At 59.8% G+C, this 19,434-nt stretch carries 21 protein-coding genes; all 21 read left to right on the top strand.

Annotated elements, in window-relative coordinates; translation table 11 throughout:
* The first annotated feature begins 81 nt into the window (after positions 1-81).
* Complete coding sequence (locus B3I26_RS14330; protein ID WP_296258473.1) at positions 82-615, top strand: phage terminase small subunit P27 family; 534 nt, start codon at positions 82-84, stop codon at positions 613-615.
* On the top strand, positions 578-2,410 hold the full coding sequence (locus B3I26_RS14325; protein ID WP_296258472.1) for a terminase large subunit: 1,833 nt from the start codon (positions 578-580) through the stop codon (positions 2,408-2,410). The genes B3I26_RS14330 and B3I26_RS14325 overlap by 38 nt, the downstream gene beginning before the upstream one ends.
* A complete protein-coding gene (locus tag B3I26_RS14320) occupies positions 2,407-2,592 on the top strand; it encodes a hypothetical protein (protein WP_296258471.1) in 186 nt (61 codons plus the stop codon). The genes B3I26_RS14325 and B3I26_RS14320 overlap by 4 nt, the downstream gene beginning before the upstream one ends.
* The gene (locus B3I26_RS14315) at positions 2,592-3,866 is read left to right on the top strand and encodes a phage portal protein (protein ID WP_296258470.1); all 1,275 of its coding nucleotides are present in this window, start codon (positions 2,592-2,594) and stop codon (positions 3,864-3,866) included. The genes B3I26_RS14320 and B3I26_RS14315 overlap by 1 nt, the downstream gene beginning before the upstream one ends.
* A complete protein-coding gene (locus B3I26_RS14310) occupies positions 3,863-4,813 on the top strand; it encodes a S49 family peptidase (protein WP_296258469.1) in 951 nt (316 codons plus the stop codon). Before B3I26_RS14315 ends, B3I26_RS14310 begins: the two co-directional genes overlap by 4 nt.
* A gap of 62 nt (positions 4,814-4,875) precedes the next feature.
* Positions 4,876-6,201, top strand: coding sequence for a phage major capsid protein (locus B3I26_RS14305; RefSeq protein WP_296258468.1), 1,326 nt, complete (start codon positions 4,876-4,878; stop codon positions 6,199-6,201).
* 43 nt (positions 6,202-6,244) lie between these two features.
* Entirely contained in the window at positions 6,245-6,508 is a 264-nt protein-coding gene (locus B3I26_RS14300; RefSeq protein ID WP_296258467.1) for a hypothetical protein, read from the top strand.
* 2 nt (positions 6,509-6,510) lie between these two features.
* On the top strand, positions 6,511-7,062 hold the full coding sequence (locus B3I26_RS14295; protein WP_296258466.1) for a hypothetical protein: 552 nt from the start codon (positions 6,511-6,513) through the stop codon (positions 7,060-7,062).
* Position 7,063: 1 nt separating this feature from the next.
* Complete coding sequence (locus B3I26_RS14290) at positions 7,064-7,384, top strand: phage head closure protein (protein WP_296258465.1); 321 nt, start codon at positions 7,064-7,066, stop codon at positions 7,382-7,384.
* Between the two features lie 15 nt (positions 7,385-7,399).
* On the top strand, positions 7,400-7,567 hold the full coding sequence (locus B3I26_RS14285; RefSeq protein WP_296258463.1) for a hypothetical protein: 168 nt from the start codon (positions 7,400-7,402) through the stop codon (positions 7,565-7,567).
* Positions 7,568-7,569: 2 nt separating this feature from the next.
* On the top strand, positions 7,570-8,070 hold the full coding sequence (locus B3I26_RS14280; RefSeq protein ID WP_296258462.1) for an HK97-gp10 family putative phage morphogenesis protein: 501 nt from the start codon (positions 7,570-7,572) through the stop codon (positions 8,068-8,070).
* Positions 8,063-8,446 carry a DUF3168 domain-containing protein gene (locus tag B3I26_RS14275; protein WP_296258461.1) on the top strand — a complete coding sequence of 128 codons (384 nt, stop codon included), beginning with the start codon at positions 8,063-8,065 and terminating at the stop codon, positions 8,444-8,446. The genes B3I26_RS14280 and B3I26_RS14275 overlap by 8 nt, the downstream gene beginning before the upstream one ends.
* 55 nt (positions 8,447-8,501) lie before the next feature.
* The gene (locus B3I26_RS14270; RefSeq protein ID WP_296258460.1) at positions 8,502-8,975 is read left to right on the top strand and encodes a hypothetical protein; all 474 of its coding nucleotides are present in this window, start codon (positions 8,502-8,504) and stop codon (positions 8,973-8,975) included.
* A gap of 71 nt (positions 8,976-9,046) precedes the next feature.
* Positions 9,047-9,397: a hypothetical protein gene (locus B3I26_RS14265; protein WP_296258459.1), complete on the top strand. Its 351-nt coding sequence runs from the start codon at positions 9,047-9,049 to the stop codon at positions 9,395-9,397.
* A gap of 41 nt (positions 9,398-9,438) precedes the next feature.
* Positions 9,439-9,651, top strand: coding sequence for a hypothetical protein (locus B3I26_RS14260; RefSeq protein WP_296258458.1), 213 nt, complete (start codon positions 9,439-9,441; stop codon positions 9,649-9,651).
* A gap of 51 nt (positions 9,652-9,702) precedes the next feature.
* Positions 9,703-15,327, top strand: coding sequence for a DUF4214 domain-containing protein (locus B3I26_RS14255; RefSeq protein WP_296258457.1), 5,625 nt, complete (start codon positions 9,703-9,705; stop codon positions 15,325-15,327).
* Positions 15,324-16,253, top strand: coding sequence for a hypothetical protein (locus B3I26_RS14250; protein WP_296258456.1), 930 nt, complete (start codon positions 15,324-15,326; stop codon positions 16,251-16,253). The genes B3I26_RS14255 and B3I26_RS14250 overlap by 4 nt, the downstream gene beginning before the upstream one ends.
* Complete coding sequence (locus tag B3I26_RS14245) at positions 16,253-18,049, top strand: hypothetical protein (protein ID WP_296258455.1); 1,797 nt, start codon at positions 16,253-16,255, stop codon at positions 18,047-18,049. The genes B3I26_RS14250 and B3I26_RS14245 overlap by 1 nt, the downstream gene beginning before the upstream one ends.
* Entirely contained in the window at positions 18,046-18,516 is a 471-nt protein-coding gene (locus B3I26_RS14240) for a hypothetical protein (protein ID WP_296258454.1), read from the top strand. The genes B3I26_RS14245 and B3I26_RS14240 overlap by 4 nt, the downstream gene beginning before the upstream one ends.
* Positions 18,513-18,920, top strand: coding sequence for a DUF1353 domain-containing protein (locus tag B3I26_RS14235; RefSeq protein WP_296258452.1), 408 nt, complete (start codon positions 18,513-18,515; stop codon positions 18,918-18,920). The genes B3I26_RS14240 and B3I26_RS14235 overlap by 4 nt, the downstream gene beginning before the upstream one ends.
* Positions 18,921-19,430, top strand: a complete 510-nt coding sequence (locus B3I26_RS14230; RefSeq protein ID WP_296258451.1) for a glycoside hydrolase family 104 protein — start codon at positions 18,921-18,923, stop codon at positions 19,428-19,430.
* The last annotated feature ends 4 nt before the right edge of the window (positions 19,431-19,434 follow it).

The raw sequence follows: 19,434 nt of genomic DNA, 5'->3' as shown, positions 1-19,434 counted from the left end.
ACACTAGACCGCCTCTCGCCCTTCGTTCGCAAAATGCGGGAAAAATGGGAGGGGGGGGGTATCGAATTTATGAGGTGAGACATGGCGGGAAATGGAAATTCCGGGCGCGCTGGCAAGCCCGCGTCAGTGCATATCTTGCAGGGCAACCGTAGCAAGAAGAGCTTCGATGAACTGATCAACGAAGTGAAGGCACCGGCTGTTCCAGTGGCGGCGCCGCCGATGCCCGATGTGCTCAGCGACGACGCGGTCGCGGAATGGGAACGTCTGGTTCCAGACCTCACGGCGCTGGGGTTGATTTCCACTCTGGACCAGATGGCACTGGCGACGTATTGCCAGGCTTACGCGGACTGGCTCCGTTATCAGCGGCTGATCGCAAAGCGCAACGCGGATTCCGCTGACGATCTCGGCGGCGATATCCAGACCTTCAAGACTGGCGCGCAGCAAATGCACGTCCTGCGGCAGTTGGCGAACGACGCCGAAAAACGCGCGAACGCCGCTGGCGCGCAGTTCGGGTTTTCGCCCATGGCCCGCCGCAATCTGAAAACGGCCCCGGCGCCACAAGGTGAGCTTTTCCCCAATGAGCAACGAGACGCCGCAGCTCGATACTTCAGTTGACCGGGTGGCGGCCTTCGCCCATGCCGTCCTGGCGGGTGAAATCGTTGCAGGCCCGGATGTTCGTAATGCATGCGCCCGACACCTGCGCGACATCGAGCACGGCCCGGAACGTGGGTTGATCTGGGTTCAGGAAGCCGCTGATCGGGCGATAGGATTTTTCGAGGAAGTGCTTTGCCTCAATGGCGGCGAATATGAGGGGATGCCGTTTTTCCTCGCGCCGTGGCAAGCCTTCGTTGTGGGCTGCCTCTTCGGCTGGATGACGGAAGACGGCTATCGCCGCTTCCGGCTGGCCTATATCGAAACAGGCAAAGGGTCGGGGAAAAGCCCACTTGTGGCTGGCATCGGTCTGTACGGTCTGGCGGCAGACGATGAAAACCGCGCCGAAATCTACGCTGCCGCGACGAAGCACGATCAGGCCATGATCCTGTTCCGCGATGCAGTCAGCATGGTGAACATGTCGCCTCACATGGCGAGCCGCGTCGTGCAGTCGGGTCGAAACGAGAAGGTCTGGAACCTCTACTACCCGAACACAAAATCGTTCTTCAAGCCGATCAGTGCTGACGAAGGCCAGTCCGGCCCACGTCCGCACATCGGTCTGCTGGACGAGCTGCACGAACACAAGAACGCGACCACCGTGAACATGATGCGGGCCGGTACCAAGAACCGGCGCAAGGCGATGGTGGTGATGATCACCAACAGCGGATCGGACAAGAAGACCGTCTGCGGTCAGTACCACGAATTGGGTGTTCGCATCTGCTCGGGCCAGGAGCATGATGACAGCTTTTTCGCGTTCATCTGCTCCCTGGATGAAGGCGACGATCCGCTCAAGGATGAAAGCTGCTGGCCCAAGGTGAACCCGTCGCTCGACTTCATTGCAGAAGGGCAAACCGACGGAATCCCTGGCCGCAAGTATCTGCGCGAACAGGTCCAGTCGGCACGCGGTCTGCCAGCGCAGGAGTCGGTGATTCGTCGCCTGAACTTTTGTCAGTGGACGCAGGCCGAGTCGCCTTGGATTTCGTGGGAGGTCTGGAGCCAGGCAGAAGATAAGGTGCGCATGCGACTGCTGCGTGACCGACCCTGTGTGGCGGGTCTCGACCTGTCCAGCACCACCGACCTGACGTCGTTCGTGCTGCTGTTCTACCCCACGGTAGCGGACCCGCACTGGCGCCTGCTGCCCTACTTTTGGATTCCTGACCACGACCTGGCAGAACGCGAAAAACGCGACAAGGTGCCGTATGCGCTGTGGATCAAGAACGGCGATCTGGAAACCACGCCCGGTCGGGCCATCAGCAAGCTGCACGTACTGCGACGGCTGCAGACCATCTGCGCGTACTTCGACGTACGCAAGATCGGGTACGACCGTTGGCGGATCGAAGACCTTAAGCAACTGATGATCGAGCATGACATTGAGTTGCCGGAGATGGTGCCGTTCGGTCAGGGCTTCAAGGAGATGGGGCCAGCGGTGGATGAGTTCGAACGCAGGCTGCTCGGGCTGCCAGCGCGGGCCGCTGAGCCGGACCAGGGCGAATTTACCGAACTGAGCTCTGACGACTTTGAGGTCATCAGCGAGATCCCGGATGTCGAGACACTGCGCCACGATGGCAACCCGGTGATGACCTGGTGCGCGGGCAACGCTGTGATCGTCTGCGACCCGGCCAACAACCGCAAAGCCGATAAGGCCAAGGCGACCGGACGCATTGACGGCATCGTTGCGGCGTTGATGGCGACCGGGATCAGCGGCACGGCCATCGAAGGCAGCAGCAAATCAATCTACGACGAAGGTGCAGGCATATGAAATTTCTCGAACTGTTAGCCTGGTTCGCCGGGCTGGCGGGCTTCGGCCTGCTTGTTACCGGCGTGGCGATGCTCAGCGTGCCAACGGCGTTCATTGTGGCCGGTGTCAGCTTGCTGCTGTGGTCCTACCTTGCGGACAAGGCAGCAGCCGGTCCAGCCCCTGCGCATGACGGGGGTGGTTGATGTTCTTCAGCAAACAACGCGGCTCAACCCAGACTGCCGTATCAAATCCCGGCGGCGGCGTCTGGCGCAGCATCATCGGATCCGGACGAAATAGCACCGGTTCGCCGGTCACGGCAGAATCAGCGTTAGCCGTGCCGATCATTCAGAACTGCGTCACGCTGCTGGCCGAGAGCATCGCGCAGTTGCCGCTTGAGCTGTACCGCCGTACCGGTAACGGTCAGCGGGACGCGGCGATCAACCATCCGCTGTATGACGTGCTGCGCTATCAGCCGAACGCTTTCCAGACGCCTTACGAGCATCGCGAAGGCAGCCAGATGGCGGCGGGTCTGCGGGGCAACAGCTACAGCTTTATTGATCGACGCGACGACGGCAACGTGGCTGCGCTCTGGCCGATCCATAACGACAAGGTAACGATCTACAAGGGCGGCGATATGCTGCCGTATTACCAGGTCGGCACATTCGAAGATCGCTTGCCCATGCGGCTGGTCCACCATGTGCGTTGGCAGTCCCACAATTTCTACGAAGGGCTGTCGCCGATCATGCTGCACGCTGAAGCGGTCGGCCTGGCCCAGGCAGTGCGGCAGTACACCGGCAAGTCGTTTGCCAACGGCGTGACCGTATCGGGTGTGATCGAGCGCCCGCGTGAAGCGCCGTCGATCAAGGACCAAGGATCGATTGATCGCGTCCTGGACCAGTGGGGTAACAAGTTCGGCGGCATGGACAACGCCAAGAAGGTCGCCATGCTGCAGGAGGGCATGACCTTCAAACCGGTATCAATGACCAACGTAGACGCCGAGATCGTCGACATCCTCAAGCTGTCGGGTGTCGACTGCGCGCGGATTTACAAGATCCCGCTGCCGATGGTCAACGACCTCGACAAGGCCAACTACAACACGATCGAACAGTTGCTGATTCAGTTCGTGGTGTTCGGCCTGCTGCCTTGGGTCAAGCGTCATGAGCAATCGATGATGCGCGACTTCCTGCTGGAGCAGGACCGGCGCGATTACTTCATCGAATTCAACATGGCCGGCCTGCTGCGCGGCGACCAGAAAAGCCGGTACGAGTCTTACGCCATTGGCCGGCAATGGGGCTGGCTGTCGGTCAACGACATCCGGCGGCTGGAGAACATGCCCCCGGTTGTCGCCGGCGATGTTTACCTGCAGCCGCTGAACATGGTCGGCGCGGGCAAGGGACAGCCCGACCTCAACGATCCAAAAGTGCGGGCGCAGCTGGAGCTGCAACAGCGCGATATCGAAAGGATGCTTGCACAATGAAACATCACCTCCGGGCGTCCGGGCTGCTGTTCAATCAACCATTGCTGCTGACCCCTGACATGCTCGATCTGGGCGTGCGCTGGGCGAACCAGGCAATGAACCTCAACATCATCAACCTGGCTCCTTCCGGCGCCGCGAACCTTGGGTTCTATGACGGCGAGGCGGATGATCGGGCCAACATGCAGGCCGAGCGCGAGCGCGCTGCACTCGAATCTACCGGCGTGCAAGTGCTGCCCGTGCACGGCTTTCTGGTCAGCCGCGGTGCTCACATCAATGCCTGCGAAACCATGACCAGTTACGAAGGCTTGCGGCAGCAGCTGCGCCAGGCGGTCGCTGACCCAATGGTCGAGCGCGTGGTACTGGACATTGATACGCCGGGCGGTTCTGCGGTGGGGGCTTTTGAACTCGCGGCAGACATTCGGGCCATGGCACAGATCAAGCCCATCACCGGCATCGTCAACTTCATGGCCTACAGCGGTGGCTACCTGATCGGCTCAGCCTGCAGCGAACTGGTGGTCAGTCAGACCAGCGGGGTGGGTTCCATCGGGGTGATTGCCAGCCACATGGACCGCTCCAAACAGCAGGAAAACGCCGGGGTGAAAGTCACCACGGTTTACGCCGGTGCGCATAAAAACGACCTCAGTCCTAACGAGCCACTGACGGAGCAGTCAATGCGCTTTCTTGAGGAGCTGGTGCAGGAAAGCTATCAGCTGTTTACCAGCGCAGTGGCCGACTATCGCGGGCTGAGCATCGAGGCCGTCCGGGCAACCGAGGCCGGGTTGTATCGCGGCAAGGCTGGCATTGCAGCGGGCCTGGCTGATCGCCTTCAAAGCCCGCAAGACGCGGTGGATGATCTGTCTCGCGCTGTGGCGCAGAGCCGGATGCAGCGACAGGGCAGCCGGATCGGCCTTCGGGCATCGGCCATGAACATTCAAGCACGACTCTGACCGCGTTCGCGGCAGTTACCAACAACCCGCTTCGGCGGGTTTTTTTATGCCCAGGAGGCAACATGTCCCTTGTAACTCAATTGCGAAGCGAACGCGCCGCGCTGAACGCCTCGATTCAGGCGCTGGCGAAGATCGAGACGGGCGGCGGCGCACTGACTGCCGAACAGCTAACCCAGTTCGCAGATCTGGAAGCCCAGTTCAACGCGCTGACAGATCGGCTCGCCCGTGCCGAAACCGCCGAACGTCTGGCAGCAGCGACAGCGGTCCCGCTCAATGAAAGTGCCCAGGGTATTACCAGCCCACCTGCCGGACGCATTGAAGGCCCATACAGCGCCAAGCCGGTTGCAGGCGCGAAGATGGCCCAGATGGTCCGGCTGCTGGCGGCTGCCCAAGGCAATCAGCACCAAGCCGCACAACTGGCAAAGTCCGGTGGCTATGGCGGCGATATCGAAATGGCGCTGTCCACCGTCACGCCAGGCGCGGGCGGCGTGCTGGTCCCGGAGAATTTCGCCTCCGAAGTGATCGAGGCGCTGCGTCCGACTTCGATCATGCGCAGCATGGGTGTGACCAGCCTACCACTGAACAACGGCAATCTCACGATGCCGCGTATCACCGGCAACACGGTGGTGACCTACATCGGTACCGAGCAAGACATCCCGCTGACCGGCATGACGTTCGGCGATACCAAGCTGTCGGCAAAAAAGGCCGCTGCTCTGGTGCCGGTGTCGAACGACCTGCTGCGGATGTCGGGCGTCAACCAGCGCGTGGATCAGTTGGTCGCCAATGATCTGACCGTCAGCATGGGTCTTTCCGAAGACCTGCATTTTATCCGCTCGGACGGTGATAACGGCTTGGCGCCCAAGGGCGCACGTTACTGGGCTCTGGCTCAGAATCTGGTCACTGCCCCTGATGTTGCCAACCTCACGCTGGAAAAGATCGATCTGTTCCTCGGCGGCATGATGCTGCGCGTCGAAACGGCCAACGTGCAGATGAAGTCCTGCGGCTGGCTGATGGCGCCGCGCACCATTCGCTGGTTGCAATCGCTGCGTGACGGCAACGGCAACAAGGCGTACCCGGAGATCGAGCAGGGCATGCTCAAAGGCTACAAGGTCGGCCTGAGTAACCAGATCCCGGTCAACCTGGGCGAAAACGGCGACGAGTCGGAAATCTATTTCGTCAACTTCGCTGACTGCATGATTGGCGAGGACATGGATCTGGTCATCGATTTCAGCAAAGAGGCCTCCTACAAGGATGCCAGCGGCAACATGATCAGCACCTTCCAGCGTGACCAGACACTCGTGCGGGTGATTGCCAAGCATGACTTTGGCCCGCGTCACGTCGAAAGCATCGTGGTCGGCATCAAGGTGAAGTGGGGCGCAGGCATGTAATTACCGGCCTCGAATCACGGGGCCGGTCTTTGAGGAAACAACCATGAGCAAACCAACTATCGTCACGTTCCTGAAGTCGTGGCGCGGCTACGGCGTGGGTGAAACGGCGGGATTTGAAGCTGAGCGAGCTGAAGACCTGATCAAGTCGGACGTTGCGGAGGCGTACAAGAAGGGCAAGAAATCCGGTACCGGCACCAAATCGGATACGTCGGCAACCGACAAGGGGCTTGGCACTTCGCCTGTCAAAGACGTGGACGAGAGCAAGAGCACCGACTCGGACACTGACACCAAAGACGAGAAGCCGTAAGCATGGCCCGGCGCATTGCGTACATCGGTGAGCCGGTACTGAAGCTGGAACAGGTGGCCTATCAGTGCCGCCTGGATCCGGAGGACACGGTACCGGAGCTGATCGAGGGTCTGATCATTCCCGGCGTCACCGCGCAGGCTGAAGAGCGCACCGGCGCCGGTATCCAACTGGCCGAATACGAAGAAGAGTGGCCCGCGCACTACGGTTCGGGACATGCGCTCGATGTCGGCCAGGCCACGGCCATCGTTTCCATCGGCCGCATTCGGGACGACGGTGCCGTCGACCCACTGGACGTTGCGCATCACCTGCGCAATCGGGGCCGGGAAAGCTTCCTGTACTTCCCCGACGGGCGTCCGGGCGGTGACTTGCTGATTCGCTACCAGGCCGGTACCGACCTCGGCGTCTACCCGTCGGTGCGCACTTGGTTGCTGATGCAGGCGGCCACGGCGCATGAAAACCGGGAGACGTTGGTGGTCGGCACCATCCTCGCTGAACTGCCGTCGTCGATGCTCGACACATTGTTGGCCCCGATCACCGTGCCACCGAGGTTCTGATATGCGAGTAGGTCCGCTGGATCGTCGTTGTTCGCTACTGAAGTCGGAAACGGTGAAGCGTCCAGGCGGTGGCTCTTCCGTCACCTGGACAGACGTCGGCAAGGTGTGGGCCGAAATCACCATCCCTACAGGGCGCATAGCAGCGGTGGCCGATCAGCTGACGGCGGTGGTCACCGCTGAAATCCGCGTGCGTTTCCGTAAAACCATCGTGGCCGGTATGCGCATAAGGTGCGGCGACACCACGTACCTGATCGAAGCAGCTCTGCCCGATGCCGGCCGCGTGATGCTCCGGCTGCTTTGCTCCAATGTTCCAAACCCATAACGAAGGAAACAACCCATGAAATTACGTGCATTGGCGAACCTCTCCGGGCCGAGCCTCAAGGTCGAAAAGGGCGAAGATTTCGAGGTGCCAGACGAAAAGGCTCAGGAGCTGATCGAGCGTAAGGTCGCTGAGCAAGTGGATGGCAAACCTGCAGCGAAGCGTAAGCCCGCTGAAGGTGAATAATCGTGGGCCGGCGCTCTCGTCTGTCCGGTGACTTCAAGTTGCGCAAGACCCTGCGCAACATCCATCAGAACATCGATAACGAGCTTCGTCCTGCGATGCAAAAGGCGGCTGACACAGTGCTGGCAACCATGCAGGAGCTGATTCCCAAAGACACAGGGGAGGGTGCTGCGGCGCTGACGGCCTTCGTCGCCAAAAGCGGTCTGGACGCTCAGATCGGCCTGCGCGGCAAGAAGGCGAACAAGCGTTACTTTTACCTGCGCTTTATCGAGTACGGCACCAAAGCGTACACCGAGGGCAAGCGCTCGGGCGGGCGTACGAAGCGGGTCACCAATAAATCGGATGGCTCGAACTTCTTCGGCAAATACCCCGACATCCCGGCACGTCCCGCACACCCTTGGTTGCGCCCCGCGTACGACGTCAACCGGGAGATCATCCTGGCGCACATTCGGGCGGCGGTCAGCAACACGCTCAGGCGCGCAAGCGAAGGGGTGACCGATGGCTGATCCCTCCTTCGCGCTGCAGGTTGCGCTGTTTGCCCGGCTTGAAGCTGAGTTGACCTGTCCTGTGTTTGACGGCGCGCCCATGGACCAGGCAAAGCCGTATGTGTCGCTTGATTCAGAGATTTCCATCCCGAGCGACATCCTGGCTAAACGCCGTGACACGCGGTTGTTTTACCTGACCGTCTGGAGCGACTTCAAAGGTCAGGAGCAGGTCAAGCGGATCTTGGGCGAGATCGACGCAGCGCTTCATCAGCGCGACCTTCCGCTTGAAATGGGCCGGGTGGTCTCCATCCGCGTCGAGCGCAAGCAAGCCCAGCGGGATTCTGATGGCGTGACGTATCAGGGCAGCGTCACGCTGCGCGTCCTGACCGAACATTAAACCCAATACCTTCGCCGCAGCGCGGCTTATTCACCTGTCCCCAGGAGGACTCCCCATGTCTATCAATACTGGCGCCGAGACGCGGATCTACATCGGTCCGCGCCTGACTGCCGACCTTCCAAAAGATCATGCCGCTGCGCTGACGCTGCTGGCCGGCCTGACGTATGTCGAAGTCGGCGAAGTCGATGGCATCGGCGATTACGGCGACACCATTGGCGATGTCAGCTTCTCGCCGCTCGCGTCGGGTCGAGCCAAGCACCTCAAAGGTCTCGCCGATGCAGGGTCGTGTGAGGTCAGCATCGGTTTCGACTCCGGCGACGCCGGTCAGCTAAAGCTCGTCGAGGCCTTCCTCGATCGCTCGCGTTATGACTACCCGATCAAGGTCGTGTATGTCGACGGCGAGACCGACTATTTCGCAGCCAAGGTCATGAGCAACAAGAAGTCCGGCATCACGGTCGCGGGTGTGCTGATGCGCAAGGTAACCCTGGGCATCAACTCGGATATCTACGAAGCCCTGCCTGGCGCGTAATCGTCACCCAACCCCGCTTATACGCCCCGCTTAAGGGGCGTTTTTGTATCCCTTGAATCGAGAGAGCATCCATGTCCAAGACCAATCACGGCACCATCGAAGTCACCACAGGTTCCACCACCTACACGCTGAAACCGTCGCTGCGTGCCGTGCGCGCAATCGAAAACCGTTTCGGCGGCTTGCTGCCCGCCATGAGCGCGGTCGGCTCCGCTCATCTGGGCGGCATCGCCTTCGTCATCGCTGCAGGTTCGAGCATCGATACCAACAAGCGCAAAGAACTCGAGGCGGTTGAAGAGGCCGTTTACGAAGGTGGGGTCGATGCAGTGGGCACTCAGGTGATCCCTTTCCTTAAGGCGCTGCTCAACCCAGCCGGCAAAACCGAAGCCGAACTGGAAGCCGAGGCTGAATCGGGAAACGTGTAGCCCGCGAAGGCAACGGCAGCTACGTCGACGACCTTTTCAAGATGGCGACCGGCTGGCTCGGCTGGACGGCGACTGAAGCCTGGAACACACCAGTCATTGAGATCCTGATCGCGTGGGAAACCAGGCGGCAGTTCCTGATCGACACCAACCCCTTTGGCAAACCTTCGGAAAAGCCAGAGGCTGGCCGCGTTGCCAAGGAAGTGAAGATGGGGTTTCGAGTCGCCGCAATGAGCCGCAAAGGCTCGTCTCTGTAGTTGCCTGTCACACCCGCTTCGGCGGGTTTTTTTACGCCTGGAGGAAGGGAAATGGCTGACGCCGACGTTCAGGGCATGCTGGTCCGAATCGAGGCCACCACTGCCCAGTTACGGCAGGAGATCGCGCGCGGGGAGTCTTCGGTGGCTCAGGCTGCTGACAAAATCGACTCCAGCCTGGGGCGGGTAGACAAGGCGTTTGACCGAACCGAAGCCAATGCCAGTGTGCTGCAGAAAGCCGTCAGTAGCGCTTTTACGGGCATTGGGATCGCGGCGGCGGCGTCGGTTGCGGGGTTGGTCGCGATCACGGTCAAGACCTCTGAGTATGCCCAGGAGATCAAGAACCTCGCGGCTTTGTCGAACACCTCCGTATCGACTTTTCAGCGCCTTGCAGCCGGCGCAAAGACAGTCGGCATTGAGCAAGACAAGCTGTCCGACATCTTCAAAGACACCAACGACCGGGTGGGTGAGTTCATCCAGCGCGGCGGCGGCGAGATGTCGGATTTCTTCAAAGAGATCGCGCCGCGCGTTGGAGTCACTGCCCAGCAGTTTGCCAAGCTCTCTGGTCCAGAGGCCTTGCAGCTGTATTACAACTCGCTTGAAAAAGCAGGTTTGACCCAGCAGCAGATGACCACCTACATGGAGGCCATGGCTGATGAGGCTACCGGCCTGATACCGCTGTTGAAAAATAACGGTGCCGGGTTTCAGCAGTTCGGTGATCAGGCAGAACGGACAGGACGGATCCTGAGTGACTTTCAGGTTGATCGCCTGGTGCAGTCCAATGTCGCGTTCAAGAATCTGGAAGGATCATTCGACGGTGCTGCTCGCCAGTTGGTCGTCGGCTTGCTGCCGAGCATTGAAAGCGTCACGCAGCGGCTGACGGCCATGTCTGATGACGGTGCCCTGGAAACCATCGGCTCTGCCGTGGGCTTTCTGGTCGAGCACTTCAATGTGCTGGCCGTGGTCATGGGCGGTAAAGTCGCCGCATCGTTCGCTGGCTATTTGAGCAGTCTCGCGAGCAGCACGGCGGCAAGCGTTACGGCGAGAACGGCCAACATCGCTCAAGCAGCGAGCGCAGTTGAAGTCGCGTTGGCGAACCAGCAAGCCGCGCAGACAGCGGTGGTCCTTGCGGAGAAGGAAGCCGTATCCGCACGCGGTACCGCAGTGCAGACCCAACTGTCGCTGCAATTGGCCGAGGCCCGGATGGCCGAGCGTAACGCAACCGCACAGGTGGCGGTTGCTCAGGCTGGGCTGAAGGCTGCGTCGGGTGAGGTTCTTGCGCTGCTGGGCGGTCCTGCCGGGCTTGCGGCGTTGGCTGTCGGCGCCGGTATCGCCTTTCTCACGATGGGCGGCAATGCCAAGGATGCCGGTGCCAGCCTTGAAGATCTCAAGCGTCCAATTGCCGAGCTGCGCAAAGAGTTCCAGGCGCTGACCAAGGATCAGCAGCAAGCGACGATCGTCACTGCGCTGCGGCAGCAGGAACAGGCGGCAGGCGAGGCGGGGGACGCTTACAGCGACTTCCTCAAAACTACCCGTCAGGTACTGGGCAGTACGGTGGGTACCCGGATCGCCGGCGAGTTCGAAACAGCTCGCAACTCGGGTAAGGGCTTCTCGGATACGCTGGATGACATCCAGAAGCGCTTTCATGTTCCTGAGGAGGGCATGCGCAGCCTGCGTGAGGCGGCGGGGCAAGTCAGCACGCTCGACGTCAAGACCGGGCAACTGAAGGATCGAGTGTCGGCCTACCGGCAGGAGATGGGCGCGACCGTAAAGCCAACGCAAGACAAGGCTGATGCTGACCAGGTTGCCAACGAGGCGGCGAACAAATACCTCGGTACGCTGGACCAGCAGCTTACAAAGCTTCAGGACAAAACGGCGGTAGAGCAAGCCAACACCTTTATCACCGAGAACAAAATCCCGGTAGAAAGCGCTCTTTCGGCGAAAATCCGCGACCGCGCCAAGGCCATCGACGCTCAGAAAGAAGCTGAGAAAAAGGCCACCGAGGCAACTAACGCCGCAACGGCCGCAACCAAAAAAGCAGCCTCGGAAGAGGATGCACGCAAGAAGGCACTGGCGGATCTCAAGGCGCAGGCTGATATCGCCATCCAGTCGGCGACTGGCTTGGCGGCAGCTTATCTGGCGGGCGTCGATAAGACCCGCGAATTCACCCTGCAGCAAAAGGTCGAAGAAGCGCTGCTCAAAACGGGCGCAGGCGCTCGGGCCGAAGTGACGTCGAAGATCAAGGCGCAGATGGACGCGCAGGATCAGTTGGCAGTCAGCAAGGCGGCGTACGACCTCGGCAAGGAAACCAGTGATCTGCTTGCCCAGGCCAAGGCGACGTTGGAAGGTACCGCTGCGCTCGAACAGTACAACGTGCAGAAGGCAATGCAGGTCGCGCTGGCTGGCCGGAATATCGAAGTCGGCAGCCAGGAGTATCAGCAGCTGCTGGATGCCACCCAGGCGCAGCAGGAAGCGATAAAGGTCGCCAAGCAGGCGTCTGATGCTGGCAGCATCATTGATCGCCTGTATCCCTCCAGCAAGCTGCTGCGGGACTACACGCAAGACCAGGACGCGCTTACCAAAGCCATGGAGCTGTACCCGGAACGTGCGGACGCCTACCGGGACGCACTGCAGCGTCTTGGATTGGAGTATCAGCACAATCAGGCATCTGCCACCGCATGGGGCCAGTTCACCGAAGGCGCTGTGGATCGCGTGGACAGTGCTTTCGCGGACATGTGGAAGTCGATTCTGAGCAAGTCCGGCAACTTCATGACCACGCTCAAGGACAGTTTCCGGCAGTTCCTGGCCGAGATGCTGCACATGGCAATTACCAAGCCCATCATCGTGCAGTTTGCGAGCGCACTTGGTATCGGTGGTGCCGCTGCGCAATCCACCGGCCTTTTTGGAGATGCGGGCTCGGCAGGAGGCGGTGGGATCAGTTCCCTGCTCAACAATGCCAGCAGCGTCGTTTCAGTTGCCGGCAGTAAATTCGGTCAGGCGGTCATGTCGGGCTGGTCGGGTAGCGACGGTATTCTTGGCGGCATCCAGGGTGCGTTCAGTAACGGCGCGGACTATCTGGGTGCGACCATTACCAGCGCGTTTACCACCGGATCGGCAACCGCAAGCAATGCGGCGGCAAGTCTCGCGGCGGGCGCGTCGCAGGCAGGGTACACCGGCGCCCAGTTTGGCAGTTGGGTGTCGTCTGCCAACGCGTCATCGAGCTTGTCTGCGCTCAGCAGTACGTTGAGCTATGTCGGGGCGGTTTATTCGGTCATCAGCTCCTTTCAGCAGTACGGCCTCAAAGGCGGCGCAACTACCGCAGGATTTGCTGCAGCGGGGGCTGCTATCGGCTCCGTTGTGCCCGTGATCGGCACTGCCATTGGCGCAGCAATCGGCGCCGTCGTTGGGTCGTTTGCGTCGAGCAAGCTGTTTGGCAGCGGCGAGAAATACCCGGACCTCAGCACGTCAGGGCAGGGCACCTATTCAAACGGGTCTTACAGCTCAGCCGGCATCGTCCAGGGGTGGCAGACCAAGGCGCCTAAATACGGTGCGAGTATCGATGCACAGATGGACGCAACCGTTGCGAAATTCACCAGCACGCTCGGAATGCTTTACGACGCGCTGGGCAACGGTGCAGATGTTTATGCATACGACATGATGCAGGTGCGCAAAACGTCCGGGAAGTACTCCACCACCTTCGGTGCAACCATCGACGGCGGCGGCCTGGACGATCTGAACATTCATCAGCAATTCAATGCGGCCGATGCCGCCGAGGCCCTGCAGCACAACTACGATGACATCATGGGCACCTTCCTCGCGAAGGCGATCGTGAGTTCGAAGTCACTGCCTGATTATTTCAAGGCCCAGTTCACCGACTTTGCGAACAGTTGGGACACGACCGCCGACGAAGTCATCAAAGCGATCGAAGGCGTGTTCACTCGCTTTAATGGGGTCAACGATGCGCTGTCGCTGATCGGCGTCAACACCCTGAAACTCGACAACACCGGGTTAATGGCATCTGACTCGATATTGAGCATGATCGCAGCCATGTCCGACCTGGACACCACCACGGCGACCGCGAAGGATAAAGTTGATGCACTCAATACGGCGGTAGGGAATTACTACTCGAAGTTCTATACCGCTGATGAGCAATTCGCTGATCTGACGAAGAGCCTGAAAAACGCGTTTGCTGGTTTGGGGCTAAACCTGCCTGATACCCGGACTGCGTACCGAGACATGGTCAAGGACATTGACGTCACGACTGCTGCGGGTCAGGCGATGTTTGCCACCTTGGTGGGTCTGGCAACCAATGCCGATTCGTACTATTCGACGCTGGATCAGAAGGCTCAGCAGGCGCAGCAGGCGCAGCAAGCTTCGCTCGATGCTCAACAGGCAGCGGCCGATGCCGCCCAGAAGATTACGGATGCGTTGATGCTGGGTGCTAACAACGCCTTCAGCGCCTTGCAGCGTTCCATATCTGCTCAGCAGAAACTGGTGACTGAGGCTTACAACGCTCGGGTTACGTCGCTGAACGACATGCTCAGCACTGCCAATACCAAAGTCACCGACCTGACTGGTATCAGCAATGACCTGGGTGCGGCGCTCAAGGCGTTGCGTGGGGATTCCGACGAAGCAGTGAAGATGCTGCGCAGTCAGGCGCAGGCCACGCTGCAAAGCGCTCTGGCAACAGCGCGCGCCGGTGGTTCGCTGGCAAATTTCAGCGGCTTGGCCGATGCGTTGGATACTGTCGGGAGCAACAGCACCGACTTGTATTCGTCGCTTGAGGATTTCAACCGCGATCAACGTCGCACAGCCAATGTAGTGGCCGAACTGAACTTGCTCAACGGCCGGCAGCTCACCAATGCCGAAAAAACGGTAAAGGCGCTGCAGGATCAGCTCGATCTGGCGAAGAAAAACTACGACGCCCAGACCGCCCAGTTCGACGCACAGCTTGCATTTGCTCAGTCGCAACTGGATGCGCTGGATGGCGTGGGCAACTCCATTCTAGGGGTTACGGCCGCGATCAACGCGATGAACGCCTCGGTGGTGGCTGCCCTCGCGGGTATAGGCGGGAAAGCGACCGCCGCCAGTCCTACAACCAACGGCGCGCTGGTCGAGAGTGTTTATAACGACGTGCTCGGCAGGGCGTCGGATGCGCCCGGCAAAGCCTACTGGGTGGGGCAACTGGCGAGCGGCGCAATCACCTATGACCAGTTGGCTCAGGCGATCGCCAATGCGGCCAAAGGGGCAGGGCAGGCCGTCAAGGCCGGCTATGCAACCGGCGGACTCATCAGCGGACCAGGAACGGGCACAAGCGACAGCATTCTGGCCCGCCTTTCCAATGGCGAGTACGTGATGACAGCCGCTGCGGTTCAGGCGTATGGCACCGGTCTGCTCGATCAGATGAATGCGCTGCAGATCCCGGCGTTCGCAACGGGGGGGCCGGTGCTGGACTTCAGCGCGCCGAGTCAGGCGTATCGGTCCAGGTCATCGCTATCTGATACGTCTGGAGGCGATGCCGCTACGGTCTCTGAGCTGCGGGGTCTGCGCGATGAGATGAAAACCAACTTCGAATACATCAGCAAGTACATAAAGCTGACAGCTGATCACACCGACGATCTGGCAAATCGCGGGGTGCAAGTCATCGGCACCGTGGATTCAAAGGCGGTCCTGGCATGAATGATGAAAAAATGAGGGTGGTGCCGGGGATTGAAATAACCCCGGCACGTTTCGTTCTGAGTAACTTGCCCGATGCGGACTACGCAAGTTACGACCCGCTGGCAAAATACAAAGTCGGTAATCGGGTGACGATTGATCGGATCAACTACGAAGCTGTGGTGGATAACGATAATCGTCATCCGGTAACCGATACTGCATCACCGTCAGCGTGGCTGAATCTCGGCTGGGTGAACAAATACCGAATGTTTAACAAAAACATCGGTAGCACCTGGAAGATTGGAACCTTTACCTCTTACCCTGAAGTCATTGACTTGACGCTACGTCCGGGGAAGCGGGTAAATTCATTGGGCATGGTAGGCGTACGAGCCACTTCCGTTCGCATCGTCATGACGGTGCCAGGCACTGCGGCGCCGGTATACGACAAGACAATTGTCATGTCGCGCAAAGCAGGTGGAAGTTACTACCAGTATTACTTTGGCCCCTTCAAGACGAAAGACAATCTCGCTGAATTCGATCTCCCGCCGTTCAACAATGCTGATATTCGGGTAATCGTCAACGCTCCTGGGGGAATTGCTCAGGTGGGGATGATGATCGTCGGCTGGGCCAAAACTATCGGTACCGCCGTTTACGGCACCTCATTCGGCCGCAAGAAGTATTCAACCTTAAAGGATGAGTTCGACGGGAGTATCACGCTCACCAAACGGGGACGTCGCCGATCCATCGACTACCAGGTGATCCTGATCGGTGACGACGAGATAACCAATATGCAGCGCGTGTTGGATGACGTCGAAGACATCCCCTCGCTGTACGTGGGGTCGAGCGACCTCAGTTACACCGTCATTGTCGGGATATTCGACGACTTTGATACCGGTCTGCCGACTTATGACATCGGCCAATACACACTTAAAGTCAGGAGCCTCAGCTGATGGCAGATCCTCTGGTTTTTCCAACAATCGATCTACTCCCGCCGCCGGCATTGCCTACAGATCCAGAAGACGTGTTTGACGGCAAAGTCGGCGCATCGCTTCAGGCCGAACAGGCCATGGTGCCTCAAGTCAATTACGCGCTCACGTGGATCGGGCGGCAGGTTAATGCGGCTGATGGCTACCGTCAGGACGCCGCCCAGAGCGCTATGGACGCGCAGAAGGCGGCGAGTGCTGCAAACGACTCAAAGGTCGCGGCGGCCAAGTCTGCGGTCGCCGCCACGGAAAGCGGCCAGGCGCAGGTCGATCTTGCAAAGGCGCAGGTCGATTTGGCGAAGGCTCAGGTGACATTGGCTGCCGAGCAGGCACGCCTCGCTACAGCCAACGGCCAGGCACAGGTTCAGTTTGCAGCGGAGCAAGCTCAACTCGCCACCACTAACGGGCAAGCGCAGGTCGCCGCCGCTGGTCAGGTAAAGGAGCAGACTGCCGCAATCAGGGATCAAGCCCAGATCATCGCAGACGCCGCACGGGCCGCGGTGGGCATTGCGTCTTACACAAACAAGAAGGGTTACGTGTTCACCGTGAGCGATGACGGCACGTCGATTCAGTGGCGACCTCGTCATCGCGTCGGTGAGGTTTTACAGGCAGCAGGCTCTGTTGATGGCACGTTTCTGCCACTCACCGGTGGGTTGTACTTGCAGGCCGCCTACCCTGAGCTTTTCGCCAGGGTTGGGTTGCTTGGTGCAACTGCAGGTGACACATGGGCGGCGTACTCATCGACGGCCGCAGGCTTTGTACTTACCAAAATCAAAGTCGGAAAGGACGGCGTCATGCTTGGCAAAGGTGCAGGGACAAGCACCCTGTACCGAAGCACTGATGGCGGTCTGACGTGGACGGCCATCAGCCTGGCGGCCGCGCTCGGATCGTCCAGCCATAGCATGTATTCCTTCGACACCGATAAGCGAGGTGTCTGGATTGCCACGGCTTACACCAGCTCAACGGCAGGCATGACCTACGCCGCTCGCAGCACGGACAATGGATTGACCTGGACGCTCATCAACGTCGCGAATTTACCCTCAGCCCTCTACACAAGCATGGCTGCAGATGGCAACGGTGTCTGGATTGTGGGCACTTCAACCCAGTACCTGCGCCGTAGCGCCGATAATGGGGTGACCTGGACACAGGTGTACGCGGGCAACAGCTCTTCCTTTGATATCTCGGCATTGAGCACGGACCGTCAAGGTAGCTGGGTTGGAACATTCGGTACCAACATCATTCGAAGCACCGACAACGGCGTTAATTGGAGCATAGGAGGTGTCACCAAGGGAGGCACAATCGCCGACTTGATCACCGATGAAAAAGGGTTGTGGGTGGCGGTAGGGCAGATGCCTTCTGGCACAAATGTTCCTGGCATCAGCAAAAGCTACGACAAGGGGTTGACCTGGTCGCTGGCGACGGTAACGGCCCCTACCTCGGCCGTAAACGGGGATGCGGCCTACAGTGCCGCAACCGACGGGGTCGGAGCGTGGTACGTAGGTTTAGCGTCGGGCAAGGTTGTCCGAAGCACCGATAACACTCTCAGTTGGCAACAGCTTGGTGCTTCTCAAACCGGCTTCGCTTCTAACGCGTCAATCACCGGGCTGCTGATGCAAAACTCAGACCTCTTGGCGTTAAGCGGCGGGTTGGCTCGAAAATCCTCCTCGGTCACCCCTTACGACAGCTCAACGCTATTCAAGGTACCGGACCTGCCTGTCACAAAAGGGCTAACTAACTACATCAAAGCTAAGGAGGTAGCATGATTGCCTACGTCTGGGACGAAGCTGGCATCTACGTGCTCAATCAAGAAGTCGATGAGGGTGGGCCGTTTCCATTGCGCAGTACGCCGACGAAGCCGCCAAAGTTGACGGGCACTCAAGTCGCGCACTGGACGGGTTCGGGCTGGGAGAAGCTGGCCTCGGCGCCTGTACCTAATGCTGTTCAGGAGCCGGTTGATGCCGTTATCGCCCGCTATGAGTCGGCGGTTCAAACGGTGCTGGATGCGGCGGCTAGGCAGCGAGGCTATGACAACCTGTTCACCGCGATTTCCTACGCCGACGAACCGGCCGTGCCACGGTTCCAGGCAGACGGCCAGGCCTTTCGGCGGTGGCGCAGCCTGGTATGGGATTACGCGCACACCGATCTGAATGCGGTGCTGGCCGGGGAGAAGCCGCAGCCGGATCTCGACGCTTTCCTCTCCGGTCTGCCGGCGCTGGAGTTGCCGACATGAGCCGCTTCACGACCACTCTGAAGACCGAGCAGATCGGCAAGTGGACGCATGTCCTGCTCGCCGATCTGATGCTGGCCGATGAGGATCTGCGCGTCATCACCGTGCCTACCGGATTCACCACCGACTTTGCCAGCATCAAGGTGCTGCACAACGTCTTCCTGTTCGTGCTGTTCGCCCTGGTCTCCGGCTACGGCAACTATGCGGCGACCGTGCATGACTGGCTCTACACAACCGGCGAAGTCACGCGCAAGGAGGCCGACGCGGTGCTGTACCGCGCCCTGCGAGCAGAAGGCGTTGCACGATGGCGGGCCTGGCTCTTCTGGGCCGGCGTCCGAATAGGCGGCGCCAAGCACTACACCTCAACCCCGACCCGTTCGGGGTTTTTTACGCCCGGAGAAAAATGAATGGCTCGAATTTCCGAGACGGCCGCTGGTGGTCGCAACGTGCTCGCTTTTTTGGACATGCTCGCCTGGTCAGAACTTGGCGCTGATTATCTGGCCCGTTCCGATGACGGCTACAACGTGATCGTCACCGGTACCGATGGGGTACTGGAGCTGTTCAGCGATTACACCACGCACCCGTTTGCGAACGGGCGCAAGTCGAAGGTCTTCAGTAAGTCGGGTCAGACTTCGAACGCCTCCGGCAGGTACCAGTTCATGCTTAAGGATTACGTGCATTACCGCGCTCAGCTGCGGTTGCCCGACTTCTCGCCCGTCAGCCAGGACCGCTGGGCAATCCAGTTGATCAAAGAGCGCAGGGCGCTGGAGGACATCAAGAACGGCGCGATCGAATCGGCGGTGCAGAAGTGCCGAAATATTTGGGCGAGTCTGCCAGGTGCCGGTTACGGCCAGCGCGAGCACAGGTTCGAGGACCTGATCGCGCATTACATTGCCGCCGGCGGGGAGGTTGCGTGATCGC

Origin of the sequence: Pseudomonas sp. UBA5706 (assembly GCF_002419965.1) — a bacterium.
Classification (GTDB): domain Bacteria; phylum Pseudomonadota; class Gammaproteobacteria; order Pseudomonadales; family Pseudomonadaceae; genus Aquipseudomonas.
Note: the sequence above shows the minus strand (reverse complement) of the source record. Positions and strands in the feature narration are given on the sequence as shown.